Source organism: uncultured Cetobacterium sp., from assembly GCF_947038635.1.
Classification (GTDB): domain Bacteria; phylum Fusobacteriota; class Fusobacteriia; order Fusobacteriales; family Fusobacteriaceae; genus Cetobacterium_A.
The window spans coordinates 1-14517 of the sequence record NZ_CAMQXC010000049.1 but is presented as its reverse complement, the minus strand read 5'-3'; the positions used below and the strand labels follow the sequence as shown (position 1 = coordinate 14517).

Here is a 14517-nt window from a genome sequence, read left to right as displayed (position 1 = left end):
CAGTTGTATATAGCTTATTACTACATAGATAGTAATAAGCTATATACAACTGCAACAACAGACCCCTCTGTTGGCGTAAATATACCTTTAATAATTCCACCAATAACAATAACTATAAGTGCTAACGATGGTATAGCATCTACAAATGTAGCTAACACAACTGAAAACTTAGTTGCCGCTTTCCCTTTCATTCCTCTTTTCTTAGCAAGGAAGAAAGTTAAGATCATACAACCTAATCCCCAAAGTACTCCTGGAATATATCCAGCCATAAATAGAGCTGCAACTGATGTTCCTCCACTTACAAGTGAGTAAACAATTAGTGAGTTCGATGGTGGTATTAGTAGTCCTGTTGGTGCTGTTGAGATGTTTACTGTAGCACCTAAAATTGGATCATACCCTTCCTCTTTTTCCATAGGTAAAAGTATTCCACCCATAGCAGCACAAGCTGCAACTGATGATCCAGAGATAGCTCCAAACATCATATTTGCAAGTATATTTGTTTGCATAAGTGATCCAGGTACTCTTCCAGTTAAAGACTGAGCAAAAGATACCAGTTTTTTAGCTATTCCACCTTGGTTCATAATGTTACCAGCTAAGATGAAAAATGGTATAGCTATCAGTGTAAAGTTTGATATTCCAGAAAATATTCTCTGTGCTCCTGTGATAAGTGTGTTATCAAAAGCCAGAGATGGTAATATAGCTAGTATAGAAGATACACCTATACTTACAGCTATTGGGAATCCTAAAATTAGTGTAACTATCAGCACACTAAACATAATTAGAGCTGTTGTTAAAACCATTTTATATCTCCTCCTTTAATTTCTCTAAAATATCCTTTATATTCAGTAATGAATATATACATATGATAACTCCACATATAGGAAGCACTGCGTATATATATCCCATAGATATTCTAAGAGCAGGAGTTGTTTGTGTCATAGTTAGAGCTGTAATTGCTGATCCACCTCTTACTAGAACTCCAAGTGAAAATAGAAATACTACAAGCTCACTTAAAACTCCTAGTAGACTTTGAGTTTTATGAGTAAGTTTCTCCACAAAGAAAACCATCTTCATATGATCTCTTTTTCCAAAAATATATGCTGCTGCTAGCATAGCCATCCAAGCAAATGAGTAAGAGATTAACTCCTCAGAAACTGTACTTGGTGATTTAAATATATATCTTGATGAAATTTGATAAGTTCCCATTAAAGTCATGAATGCAAATAGTGCCACACAAGTTCCTAATAAAACTTTATCCAAACCTTTTCTTATGTTATTCATTCTCTTTTCCTCCTATCATAGACTTTCCAACTTCTTGAATCTTCTCATAGATTGGAACTAATTTAGGATTTGATGTCATTACCTCTTGGTGTAGTGGTAAAACTCTCTCTTGGAACGGTAACACCTCTGGATAGAAGAACTGTACGTTCATCTCCTCTTTAGCTTGTTTAATAGATTTCTCTACAGATTCTCCCCAAGCATCTCTTTGAACTCTTGAGATTATTTGGAATCCTTTATCAAAGATTACTCTTTCCTCTGGTGAAAGATTGCTTAAAAATCTCTCATTTCCAATAACTATATCAGGTACCATTTGGTGCATGTTATAAGAGTAATACTTAGCAACTTCACCATGTTTGTTACTTGTTACAGCTAGTTCGTTATTTTCCGCTCCATCTATAACATTTTGTTGCAGTGCTGTATAAACTTCTCCAAACCCCATTGGAGTAGCTGATCCACCAAATAGTTGCATCATTCTAATATTAGAAGCACTTTGTTGAACTCTAATCTTTAATCCTTTTAAATCATCTGGAGTCAGAACTGGTTTTTTAACTGTATAGAAGTTTCTAGTTCCAGCGTCTAACCAAGCTACTGCTTCAAATCCTGATTTTTTTGTAGATTTAAATATTGGATCTACAATCTCTTTATCATCCATAACTGCATGGTAGTGCTCTGGACTTGTAAATAGATATGGTAGATTAAAAATTTGATATACATCTTCAAAACTCTCTAATATTGCGTTACTTGCAACAGTAAAATTAATCGCCCCTGTTTGAGTTAACTCAACTGTATTTACCTGAGAACCTAAAAGCTCATTTGGAAATATTTGAACATCATACTTATCACCAAGATTTTCCTCTATGTACTTCTCAAAAGCAAGCAGCCCTATATTAGTAGGGTGGTCTGCTGCTTGGTTGTGTGATACTCTGATGATTTCCTTTTCATTTCCTTTATTACAAGATGTAAAAAGAGCTCCCATGACAATTGCCATAGTTCCCATAAAAACCTTTTTCATTATTCTCATCTTTCTATCTCCCTTTAATTAAGCTTCTTATTTTGTTTCTAAATACTTGTGTAAAGTATTTCTAACTGCATCCTCCCCAGATAACATTTCTACAAAATAATTTTCTATTAATTCTGAAAGACCAACTGCTTCTAAGTTAACTCCAAAGATTCTATCATTTGTAAGTACAGTTTTTAGTTGCCCTTTATAGCTCTCAGGTTTTCCAAACTCAATACCTGCTAGCTCTCCTTTAAGCATCTCTAACATTGGGTCGTTACTAATTGATCTCTCTAATCCCTTATCATCTACTCCTAAAAGGTATCTAAACCACCCTGCTAATACTAGTGGAATATATTTTAATGATTTAACATCTAAATTCTCATCAGCCATATACGACTTAATAGTCTCACCAAATCTGATAGCTATCTTTTGAGATGTATCTGTAGCTATTCTTTCTGGTTGATCTGGAATATATGGATTTAAAAATCTCTCATCTATAACCTCATCTATAAAGGCCTTTGGATCAATTATTTTTGGACTTTCAACAACTTTTAAAGCCTCATTATAACCAACCTCTTTTATTAATCTATTTAAATCCTCATCACTTGCTGCATCATAAATTGATTTCTTATTTAAGATACATCCAAATATTGCAAGTGTTGTATGTAGCGGATTTAAACATGTAGTTACTTTCATTTTCTCTGTTTTCTCAACAGTTTCTCTATCTGTTAAAAATACTCCAGCTGCCTCTAAGTTTGGTCTTCCGTTAGGGAATTTATCCTCAACTATAAAGTACTCTGGTATTTCAGCATTAACAAAAGGAGCTACGAAGCTGTTTCTATTTGTGATAACTGGTGCCATATCCTCAAATCCTAACTTCTCTAAAGAGATTTGTACCTCTTCAGCTGGTCTTGGAGTGATTTTATCTATCATAGTAACAGGGTAAGATACTTTAGACTCATCTTTTAAATATGCTAAGAACTCATCTTCAACATATCCATTTGTGTTCCAAGCTGTAGCTATCTCTAAAACAGCTGCCTTTATTTTATCCCCGTTTCCAGAACAGTTATCCATACTTACTAAACTTATTGGTGTTCCATTAGTTTTAAATCTTGAGTAAAGTAGTTTTGTAATTAAAGCCATTACATGCTTTGGAGAAGTAAATCCGTTTTTGAAATCCTCTAATATAACTCCAAAATAGTTTCCTGAAGGATCCTTTAAGTTATATCCTTTTTCAGTTATTGTAAAACTGATCATCTGAAGTGAATCTTTTTTTACAATCTCCTCTAAAGTGTTGAAGTTCTCATCAGTAGCTTTTATCGATTCAACGATACTACCAATAATCTCATTTTGGAAATCTCCATTTTTATTTAACGTCGTTAAGATAGTTAAATTGTCAAATGGTGTGTAAGCTTTATCAATGATCTCAGTGTCAAAGCTCTCAGCTACAATAATCCCTGTATTCTCTAGATTTTTTTCAATTAAAACTTGTTGTACTTTCCCCATGTATGCTCTAAAGATATTTCCAGCACCAAAGTGTAACCACTTTGGAGTTTTTAAAGTTTCCTCTTTTACCGTTTCAATATCATATTTTGGTACTATTACCCCTAATGAACCATCTATGTTTTTTATATCCTTTAAGTTTAATTTCATCTCAAATCTCCTTTTGTTAATAACTATTACTTTAACTTAGAAAGAGTCTCCCAAATTCCTGTTATATAACTTGCTCCTAAAGCTCTATCATATAATCCGTATCCTGGTTTTCCTGTTTCTCCCCAAATCATTCTTCCGTGATCTGGTCTTAAATATCCTTCAAAGTTATTCTTATGAAGTGCTGCCATAATCTTAACTATATCTAATGATCCACACCCTGAGTAGTGAGCTGATTCTTCGAAGCTTACTCCATCCTCAAGAAGTTTTACGTTTCTTACGTGCATAAAGTGAATTCTTCCCATTGCACTGTACTTATCTACTAATTTCTCCATATTGTTGAAGTTAGCACATCCTAATGATCCTGTACAAAGAGTTAATCCATTGTATTTGCTATCAACTAAACTTAAGAATCTATCAACATTTTCCTCACATGTTATGATTCTTGGAAGTCCAAAGATTGGCCAAGGTGGATCGTCCGGGTGAATAGCCATATTTACATCAGCCTCTTCAGCTACTGGAATAATCTCTTTTAAGAAATACTCTAAATTAGCCCAAAGTCCCTCTTGTCCTATACTTTTATATCCTGCAAATAGCTCTGCTAACTGCTCTTTTGTGTAACTTGAATCCCATCCTGGTAGTGATAGATTACTATTTAATGGATCTAATGCATCAACTTGATCTTTATAATAAACAAGTGCTGTTGAACCATCCTCTAACTCTTTATCTAACTGTGATCTAGTCCAGTCAAATACAGGCATGAAATTATAACATATAACTTTAACTCCTGCAGCTCCTAAGTTTCTTATGTTCTGCTTGTAGTTCTCTATGTATTCATCTCTTTTTCCAATACCTAACTTTATATCTTCATGTACTGGTACACTCTCTATAACATCAAATTTTAATCCAGCTTTTTCAACTGTCTCCTTTAAAGCTAATATCTTATCCATTGGCCAAACTTCTCCAACAGGAACATCATATATAGCTGTTACAATACTATCCATTGTTGGAATCTGCTTTATGTACTCCAGTTTTACTGGATCAGATTCTCCATACCATCTAAATGATAATTTCACTTTCTCCTCCTTAAAATATCTATATTAATTAAATTTCTAACTTAAAGTAGTTCTTTGCATTGATAAAACAGATCTCTTCAATCATTGCTTTTAAGATCTCCTCATCATATGGAACCTCTCCATCCTCTACCCAAGCTCCTACTAAGTTACAAAGTATTCTTCTGAAGTACTCGTGTCTTGTGTAAGATAGGAAACTTCTAGAATCTGTAAGCATTCCTACAAATCTTCTTAAAAGTCCCAGTTGAGATAGAGCTGTCATTTGACGAATCATTCCATCCTTTTGATCGTTAAACCACCATCCAGATCCAAACTGAATCTTTCCTGGAGTATCACTATTTTGGAAGTTACCAATCATAGTTCCAAGAACTTCATTGTCCTTTGGATTTAAACAGTAAAGTATAGTTTTTGGAAGTTGCCCATCTACATCTAAACTGTTTAATAACTTTGATAAAACCTCTCCATAGTTATTATCTGCTATTGAATCAAAACCAACATCTGCACCTAGTTTTTTAAACATTCTTTCGTTGTTATTTCTAAGAGCACCCATGTGTAGTTGCATTCCTAAATCATTTTTGTAATAAATCTTTCCAAGAGCTAAGAAGATCTCAGTTTTATAAGTATCCCCTTCCTCTTTTGTTAAAGTCTCTCCTGCTAATCTCTTAGCAAAGATCTCCTCTATCTTATTTTCTGTATCTCTTCTATAAAAAGGTGCCTCTAAACTGTGGTCAGTTACAACGCAACCATTCTCTACGAAGAACTCCACTCTTCCCTCTAAAACCTCTACTAGTTTTTTGAAAGAATCTATCTTTTCATTTGAAACAGTTTCTAATTTTTCTAACCAGATTAGGTAGTCATCTTTTTCTAAGTAGATGGCCTTATCAGGTCTGAAAGTTGGAAGAACTTTCACTTTAAAGTTCTCATCCTTTAAAATCTCTTTATGAAACTCTAACGTATCAGCAGGATCATCTGTTGTACAAAGTGCCTTTACATTTGATCTCTCTATAAGTCTTTTAGCTGTAAACTCACTTGTTTTTAAAAGCTCATTAGCTTTGTTCCAGATGCTCTCAGCAGTCTTTCTATTTAATACCTCTTCTATTCCAAAGAATCTCTTAAGCTCTAAGTGAGACCAGTGGAAAAGTGGGTTTCCATAAGCGTATTCCATAGTTTCTGCAAAAGCTAAGAACTTCTCATAGTCAGTTGCATCTCCTGTTATATATTTTTCATCTACACCATTTGATCTCATAGCTCTCCACTTATAGTGGTCTCCATAAAGCCAAATCTGTGTTATATTTTCATAGCTTTTATTCTCAGCTATCTCCTTTGGATTAAGGTGACAGTGATAATCGAATATAGGCATTTTTTCTGCATATTCATATAGTTTTTTACTTACATCATTTTTTAATAAAAAATCTGAATCCATAAATTTTCTCATTTAGAAACTCCTTCAAATCTTTTTGTATTAGTTGTATGCAAGTATGATAACCAATCTTTTACAATTTGTCAACAAATTTTTTTGTTCTATTTTAAGAGTTTAGTGTTCTATTTTAAACAAAAAGCACTCGAAATATAGTAATTTGAACTATACTTCAAGTGCTGCCTCTTAATATTTTTTTTATTTACTGCAAAAATACTCTGGATATTTTGCTTCATATTTTTTAATTACATCTTTATAATTTAGAAGATGTTTTTCAATTAATGTATCTACATTTTTATCATCTTTATTCTTTATTAACTCTACAATTTTTATATGTTGATTTAGTGTAGCTTCAATATTAGTTTTCTCTAAAGCGTCTAAAAGTCTAAGTCTATCATAGTGAGTAGACAATCTTTTTATAGCTTTCCAACTATTCTTTTTATTGTAGTGCTCAAACAGTATATAGTGAAACTCATTATCTAAAGTAAAAAACTCATGCAAATCACCATCAAAATTTAAGATTATCTTTTGATACTCTATATTTTTCTCCAACTTCATCACTAAATCATTTACATTTTTATCACACATAGCCATTTTTAAAATTCTCTCTTCACAAGTTTCTCTAACAAAGATAGCTTCCTCTACTAAATCATAATCTATCTTAGAAACAAAAGACCCTTTTTGAGGAAAAACTTGTAGTAACTTCTCCTCTACTAACTGTACAATAGCCTCTCTCAGTGGCGTTCTACTTACATTTAGTATCTTACTTAACTCTATCTCCCCTATTGATTCCCCTGGTTTTAAATTTAGACTCATAATATTCTCTCTCAAAACTCTATATATATACTGTCTAGTATTTTCTTTAGAATTTTTACTTACCCCTTGTAATCTCATCCTTTTCTCTCCTATCACTGTTTTTATATATTATATCAGCATTTTGTTCAAATGTATACTAGTCATACCTTTAAAATTGTATTCAATTTTTTTATCTTGAAAACAACAAAGGAAATATATTGTTTTTCTTGTATTTTAGTAGAGAAATAGAAATTAAATCAAATTTTTCAGGAGGTTTTTATGATAGATATAGGAACGATATTTTTAGTATGTTTAATCATCTATATTTTATTCAAAAGAAGAGATCTTATTAAACTAGATTTAAGAATCCAAAGGATGCAATACATACTCTTTATAGTTTTTGTTATATTTTTGCTTTTTGTAATAAACTTCTTAGATCAAAAAATCGCTTTCATTATATCTAATCAATATCCTCAAGGTTTACTAGCTAACTACCCTCTAATAAATGAAACTCTAACTGATATTTTTAAAGGGATAACTCATCTAGGTGAACCTAATTACTTAGCTTTAGTTGCTTTTCCTGCTTTTTTATATTTTAGATATAAAAAAAATACGAAACTTCAAACTTTAATTTTAAGCGCAGTTGTTATAATGATGTTTGGTTCTTTAATCTCAACTATTTTAAAAGCTGTTTTTGTAAGAAGTCGACCATATCAAGAGTGGAATAATTTTGGTTTCTATTTTATCACAGATGTACTACAAAAAAGAGTTCCTTATAATGGAGATTATATGTCTTTCCCATCAGGACACACTATGGTTGCTTCTTGCGGATTCTTTTACTTAGCAATGATGAATAAAAATATTCATATGAAAATATTTTGGTCTGCTTTTCCAATATTAGTTGCTGTTTCAAGAGTTTATCTATCATATCACTGGTTAAGTGATGTTTTAGCTAGTTTACTATTTGGACTTTTCCTTGCTAAAAAGTATAGAGATAGCCTTGATCCTTCCTCTTTAAATAACTTAAGCTAGGTATTTTATACCTAGCTTTTTTTGTACCATTAAAATAGCTTTAATAACTCATCTCTATTCATTTTTAAAAGCTCCCGCTTCTCTCCATCTAAAACTTCACTAATAACCTTTGATTTCTCATCTTTTATTAGATTTATCTTCTCCTCAATAGTTCCCTTAGTTATAAGTCTAAATACATTTACCACATTTTTTTGTCCCATTCTATGTGCTCTATCTGTAGCTTGGTTCTCCACAGATGGATTCCACCAAGGATCAAAGTGTATAACTGTGTCTGCACCTGTTAAATTTAGTCCACTACCTCCAGCTTTTAAAGAGATTACAAATATATCTCCCTCTCCACCATTGAATCTTTCCACTAAGTTTAAACGCTCCTCTACCTTAGTTTTCCCATCTAAATATAAAATATTAAACTCATCTTTTAAGTGTTCCTTTATTATACTTAACATCTCAGTAAATTGTGAGAAAAGTAGTACTCTATGTCCTCCGCTTTTAGCCTCTTGAAGTAGTTCTAAAAGAGCGTCTAGCTTTGCACTTTCCCCTTTATAGTCTTCAATAAATAGCTTTGGATGATTACACAGCTGACGAAGCCTTGTTAAATAAGATAGTATCTTTATAGCATCACTACCAACAGATTCTACCTCTCTTTTATACCTTTCTAAATACCCTAAGTATAGCTTTCTCTGTTTATCACTTAATTCAACAATAACATCCTGTTCAATTTTATCTGGAAGCTCCTGCAATACCTCGCTCTTTGTACGTCTTAAAATAAATGGTCCCACAACAGTTTTTAAACTTTTCAGATTATCTAAATACCTCTTTTTAAATGTTGTATGTTTTCCAAGATATCCTGGGAAAGCAAAGTCAAATATACTCCAAAGTTCAAGTATATTATTTTCAATAGGAGTACCTGTAAGAGCTATTTTAGTTTCACCCTTTATCTCTTTTATAGCGTTAGATGTCTTTCCTAAAATGTTTTTTATATTCTGTGCTTCATCTATAATTATATTGGCAAACCCATCTTTAAAAGGCATCATACTATATAGATCTAAATCATTTTTTAGCACTCCATAAGTAGTTATTAAAACCTCGCCACTTTTTAGACTTTTAATAGCCTCTTCTCTCTCCCACTTTACTCCTACACACATCTTTACTGTTACATTAGGAGCAAATTTTTGGAACTCACTTTTCCAGTTATAAACCAGTGATTTTGGAGCTATAACTATACTTGGAAGTTCTCTTTTTTCCAGTGCCAAATATGCTATAGTTTGTAGTGTTTTTCCAAGTCCCATATCATCAGCTAAAATTCCACCAAGTCCTAGTTTTTTAAGAGTATTTAACCACTGAACTCCATAAAGTTGATAATCTCTCAACATAGGAAAATCCTTTTTTATAGCTAGCTCTTCCTCTTCACTACTAATAGCTTTCAGATTTCTATCCATTATCTCAAACTCACTATCTAAAAGTACATTTTTTATTTTTTTTAGCGTTGAACTTAAAAAATAGCTATAGTTTTTAGCTCTAGAGATAACTCCAGCCTCTATCTCTTTTTTACTCGCTTCTGAAATGTCTAAAAGATCATTCAGTTCATCTAGCTCTGAGCTGTCCCCTATATCTATAATTCCACCATTTTTTAAAAGATAGTATTTTTTCTTTTCACGAACTGCAGTTAAAAATCTAAGTACCTCATCTTTATCTATTCCATCTATATTAAAACTTATACTTAAAATATCAGTGACCTTTGTTTCTACATGGTAACTAGCAGTACCATAACTTTTATTTTTAAACTCCTCAGAGTAATACATCTCATAGTATCTTTCTAACTCAGGTATACCCTCTACTACAAACCTGTATATACTTTCAACATTTGTAATATGATAAGCTCCATTTTCAAAGTTATTTTGATAATCTTTTAAAACATCTCTATATAGTGAGTACCCCTCTAGTTGATCACTTAAAATTATTACATTTTCTAAGTTACCCTCATATATCCCATCGTAGAATCTTTTAGTATAAACCTTTAACCCATAGGTATTATAGGAATCTATATAGATTTTATCCTCTATCTTTTTAGGAGTATAAACTTTCTTTTTTATATCCTCTGAAAGTTCTAACTTTGCCATTTTTTGAATGGAGTTTATAACTACAGGAAGATTATTTTCACTAATTACCATACTTTCACTTCTACTAGTTTTTTGACGAATTTTTTTATATAACTCTATATCCTCACTTGAAACTCTATAAAAAATTGGAGTTCCACTATCTAAATAAAGAAGAGTTCTCTCTCCCCTTTGAATAAAACTAGATATATTTTTAAAAGCTAATTCAATATCACTACCTGAGTTTTTTATATCTATCTCTAATATCTCTTTTAAACTTTTTTCTTTTAAGATTATTTGGTTTCCTTCAACTAAGATATCCATCAGTCTATCAAAACTAAATTTATTACTTAAAATAGTTGAAATATTAAGTTCACCATAGTAACTTTTTTCTAAAATTCCCTCATACTCCTTTAGGAAGTCTAAGAACTTTTTCTCCCATCCCTGAAAGTAATCTGTTGCAGGGTTATACTGATAAGATTTTCCAAAATCAAAGGAAGTTAAATTATAAGCTTTTAAAAACTTAGATAGCTTATTAGTTAACTTATAGTTTTTATCTTTTGTCACAATCTCTATATCTAGTTTAAAATCTATATATCCCCTTATATTTTCAATTTTTGGAGTGATTTTTAAAAATATTAGATTCTTTTTCTCACCCATTGGATTTTTTAAAAAATCTAGGTGGATATCAGTAGCTACTTTTTCTGTTCTTTCTTTTTTTAATACTAAGTTGTAAGCTGCTATTGCAATAGAAACTATATGTTTACAAGGTTTTATATTCTCTCTAAAGTACATACAGCTACAGTTATAATCTAAAACTTCATCTCTATTAAAAATAACCTCAGTTTTATAATTTAAATAGTTACTTCCCTTTACAGATCCTTCAAGATTACGAACTCCCTCTCCGTAATACTCTTCATCTACGCCATAAAGTTTGAAGTTACTGGCTCTTCCCTTACTATAATAGTCTTTCCCACGACTATAAATTGTATATCCAACTTCATTTTCTAACTTTTTTAAAAAATCCAAGTGTTTCCTCCAGTTTTTTCTTTTATTTTATATTATATCACAAAACCTTTCTTTCAAAAATTTTTAAAAATTAACTTATCTCTTTCAAAATTATATACGCTTTCAAGTTCTTTAATTTTAACTTTGCTAATATACAATATTGATTTATCTTTAAAAATTATACGTTCCTCTTTATAATCTAAAATTTTGATTAAACTGGTATTTATAATAAGTCCTCTTTCTATCTTATAAAAACTAGGAAATTCAACTGTTAAAAAATCTAAATCAGAAAATGATCGCTTTACAAAAAAACTCTCATTATTAATTAAATTAAATCTAACTTTTCTACTTATTCTACAGTAATCCATATATAAAATTTCAGAAAAATCAAAAAAGCCTTTTAAATAAGTGTCTCCTAAATAAAATTGAGAATATTTTTTTGTAGTGGAGTAGTACTCTTCTATGGATTTTTCAATCTCATAAATATCATACCTAAGTATACAATCAAAGCATTTATCTGACTTTAGATATGCTCTCATCTCTTTTATATTGGAGTTTCCCACAAGAACAATAATAGAAACTCCATGAGCAAGATAAAAATCAAATTCACTTTTAAAATTAACAGTGGATATATCCAAAAGAACTAATTTACAATGTTCTACTATATCTACTTCAATAAAATCATAGTTTAAAATCTCTTTTAATAAAATTTTTGAGTTATTATCAATTACAAGTCCTATTTTATTCATGGGAAGCCAACTCCTCATAAATAAGGGATAATCGAATAGAGTTAGCAAGACTAGATACTTTTTCAATAGTTCCAGTCAGATAGTTAATCTCATCTATTCCCAAATAATTTTCAGGATCTTTAAAAAGTATAATACCTATACATGGGTTATTACCAAAAGGAATTCTAAGAGCAGAGGTATACTCTGAGCTATAGATATCTTTTTTATCAATAAATAGATTTGAATTATATATTTTAAAATTTTCTTTAATGATAGAGTTTTGTTCATCATAATTTTTAAAAATTTTAACTTTAACTACTTTTAAATTGGTATTTTTTAAAATCTCACTTTTCAACTGCATTTCAAACTGTTTTTGCTCTTTAATTAAAACTAATTTATTAAATGTTTTTTCAATAATATAGGATTTTCTTAGAAAAATTTTGTCAAAAATATAGTTATAAAAATCTAAAATTAAAATTATAGCCAAAACTAAAGTGGGTTGCTCTAAACTTTTATAATAAAACAAAGTCATATAAACTAACGAAAAACCTAGTATAAATTTAATAAATCTACTGACATTTTCATTGTATACTTTTAAAGAGTAAAAAACGATTCCCCAGTAAAGAGATACATGAGTAAGAACTCTTAAAAAGTTACTTAATCCTGTTAAAGTTGGGAAAAATAGATTAAAAGACTCTAAAAAGAAGTATCCTATTAAGACAAAGCTCCAATAAATATTTTTTAATAAATCTCTTTTTTTAGAAAAAAGAATAAACAAAATTATTAAAAATATAACTCTAGATAAAGAGAGATTTTTTCCAATAAATCTAATAACTTTTATTAAATGCTCAAAATTCAAAAGTAAATAAGCATACACTTGAGGTGATATAATAATAAGAGATATTATAAAACTATGTAAATAAGAGATAAATAGAATACCTATAAATCCTTTTTTTATAAAACTATATTTAAAAGAGATAAATTTATTAATCAGATAAAAAGCCAGTGTAAACCCTAAAATAGTAACTGTTAAAAAGTCCAATATCTTTATAATATCTATGTATTTTTCAGTTCTGAAACTTAAAATTAAATTTAAAAATAAAATAAATGATGTAAAATATAGAGTTTTATCCTCTTTTAATTGTTTTTTTAATTTAAGAAAAATAGATAAATTTAAAAGAATAAGAGATAGAGTGATTCCATTTAAAAAATACTCCTGCTTTTGGGAAAATGGCTTTCCAATAAATTCAATTTCAACCTCTTCCCAATCACTCTCTTTTACAAAAGGAACATTTTTAATTTCATCATCATACTTTCCTTTTAATATATAGCTGCCATCAGGAACGTTTAAAAAAATCTTCCCATTTAAAAAATCTTTACTTTCAAAGTTTAAATTAGTCTCGCCAGATTTACTATATAAAGAATATTCTCCTATTTGTTCATCAAGTATCTCCATATTTTTAATTTTGGGCACTACATAAATAAAACCTTTCTCCTTCAATGATAAAAATGTAATTAAAACTCCTAAAATTAAAGAAAAAATAACTGCTGATGCAATAAGATATTTTTTTTTAAACATAAGATCCTTCCTTTTATTTTTTATTTGTTGTAATTGAAATAATCTCAATATATAAAACAGGGATTACTATTAGTGTCAGTAGTGTTGAAAATGATAAACCAAATATAACAGCTATAGACATTCCTGAATATAGTTCAGCTCCATCACCAAATCCTAAAGCAAGTGGAATCATACCACAAACTGTTGTCATTGTAGTCATTAAAATCGGTCTAAGTCTTGTTTTACATGACTCTTTAACTGCTTCATTTAACTCATATCCACGATTTCTTAAAATTTTGATGAAATCTATAAGCACAATAGCATTATTAACAACAGTTCCTGCTAGCATTATTATTCCAATCATTACCATCATATCAAATGGGGAGTTTGTTAGCAAGAGACCACTGTAAACTCCAATCATTGCTAGTGGTACAGATGCTAGTATAATTCCCGGAAGTAAGAAGTTTTCAAACTGTGATGCTAAAATAGCATATATTAAAAATATTGAAATTCCAAGAGCCATTCCCATTTGAACAATCGCTTCATTAAATAGTTGTGACATTCCACCGCATGAATAAGAAACTCCCTTTGGTGGATCTGTTTCTTTAAAAGCTTTTAAAATCTCATTTTGAATCTCACTTAAACCTATACCCCCATCATTAGCACTGATTATGGAGGTATATATTTTGTCATTTTTATTGATTTCAGATGCTCCTTCTGCCATAATAACATTTGCAACATCTGATATTTTTACAAATTTACCATCTGCTCCTCTAATATTTAACTCCTCTAAAGTTGAAACCTCAGTTCTTGAATCTTTTGGTAATCTTATTAAAACATCAATCTCTTCTGTTCCAGTTTTTACAGATAATGTTTGTC

Annotated in this window: 12 protein-coding genes; 1 reads left to right on the top strand and 11 read right to left on the bottom strand. The window is 30.3% G+C overall.

All coding sequences use genetic code 11. The features are described from left to right. Positions 1-20: 20 nt before the first annotated feature. The 7 genes from Q0V08_RS06295 to Q0V08_RS06265 form a co-directional block, all read right to left on the bottom strand. Positions 21-800, bottom strand: a complete 780-nt coding sequence (locus Q0V08_RS06295) for a TRAP transporter large permease subunit (protein WP_297433095.1) — start codon at positions 798-800, stop codon at positions 21-23. A gap of 1 nt (position 801) precedes the next feature. Beyond that, a complete protein-coding gene (locus Q0V08_RS06290) occupies positions 802-1281 on the bottom strand; it encodes a TRAP transporter small permease (protein WP_297433093.1) in 480 nt (159 codons plus the stop codon). Continuing rightward, positions 1274-2302: a TRAP transporter substrate-binding protein gene (locus Q0V08_RS06285; protein ID WP_297433091.1), complete on the bottom strand. Its 1029-nt coding sequence runs from the start codon at positions 2300-2302 to the stop codon at positions 1274-1276. Before Q0V08_RS06285 ends, Q0V08_RS06290 begins: the two co-directional genes overlap by 8 nt. A 27-nt stretch (positions 2303-2329) precedes the next feature. After that, positions 2330-3934 (bottom strand): mannitol dehydrogenase family protein, encoded by a 1605-nt coding sequence (locus Q0V08_RS06280; RefSeq protein WP_297433070.1) that lies wholly within the window; start codon positions 3932-3934, stop codon positions 2330-2332. A 26-nt stretch (positions 3935-3960) separates the two neighbouring features. Continuing rightward, a complete protein-coding gene (uxuA, locus tag Q0V08_RS06275; protein ID WP_297433068.1) occupies positions 3961-5007 on the bottom strand; it encodes a mannonate dehydratase in 1047 nt (348 codons plus the stop codon). Between the two features lie 28 nt (positions 5008-5035). Then, positions 5036-6439 (bottom strand): glucuronate isomerase, encoded by a 1404-nt coding sequence (gene uxaC, locus Q0V08_RS06270; RefSeq protein WP_297433066.1) that lies wholly within the window; start codon positions 6437-6439, stop codon positions 5036-5038. Positions 6440-6619: 180 nt separating this feature from the next. Next, positions 6620-7315, bottom strand: coding sequence for a GntR family transcriptional regulator (locus tag Q0V08_RS06265; RefSeq protein WP_023050471.1), 696 nt, complete (start codon positions 7313-7315; stop codon positions 6620-6622). A gap of 180 nt (positions 7316-7495) precedes the next feature. Here Q0V08_RS06265 and Q0V08_RS06260 point away from each other — a divergent pair, with 180 nt between their 5' ends. Continuing rightward, the gene (locus Q0V08_RS06260; protein WP_297433063.1) at positions 7496-8248 is read left to right on the top strand and encodes a phosphatase PAP2 family protein; all 753 of its coding nucleotides are present in this window, start codon (positions 7496-7498) and stop codon (positions 8246-8248) included. 29 nt (positions 8249-8277) lie between these two features. On the opposite strand, the gene Q0V08_RS06255 is transcribed toward Q0V08_RS06260, so the two are convergent. From Q0V08_RS06255 to Q0V08_RS06240, 4 genes are all read right to left on the bottom strand, one after another. Next, complete coding sequence (locus Q0V08_RS06255) at positions 8278-11373, bottom strand: DEAD/DEAH box helicase (protein WP_297433061.1); 3096 nt, start codon at positions 11371-11373, stop codon at positions 8278-8280. A 53-nt stretch (positions 11374-11426) separates the two neighbouring features. Next, positions 11427-12101 carry a LytTR family transcriptional regulator DNA-binding domain-containing protein gene (locus Q0V08_RS06250; RefSeq protein ID WP_297433059.1) on the bottom strand — a complete coding sequence of 225 codons (675 nt, stop codon included), beginning with the start codon at positions 12099-12101 and terminating at the stop codon, positions 11427-11429. After that, entirely contained in the window at positions 12094-13659 is a 1566-nt protein-coding gene (locus Q0V08_RS06245) for a hypothetical protein (RefSeq protein ID WP_297433057.1), read from the bottom strand. Before Q0V08_RS06245 ends, Q0V08_RS06250 begins: the two co-directional genes overlap by 8 nt. A 13-nt stretch (positions 13660-13672) precedes the next feature. Further along, positions 13673-14517 (bottom strand): efflux RND transporter permease subunit (locus Q0V08_RS06240; protein ID WP_297433055.1); only part of this gene is annotated, 845 nt, incomplete at its 5' end.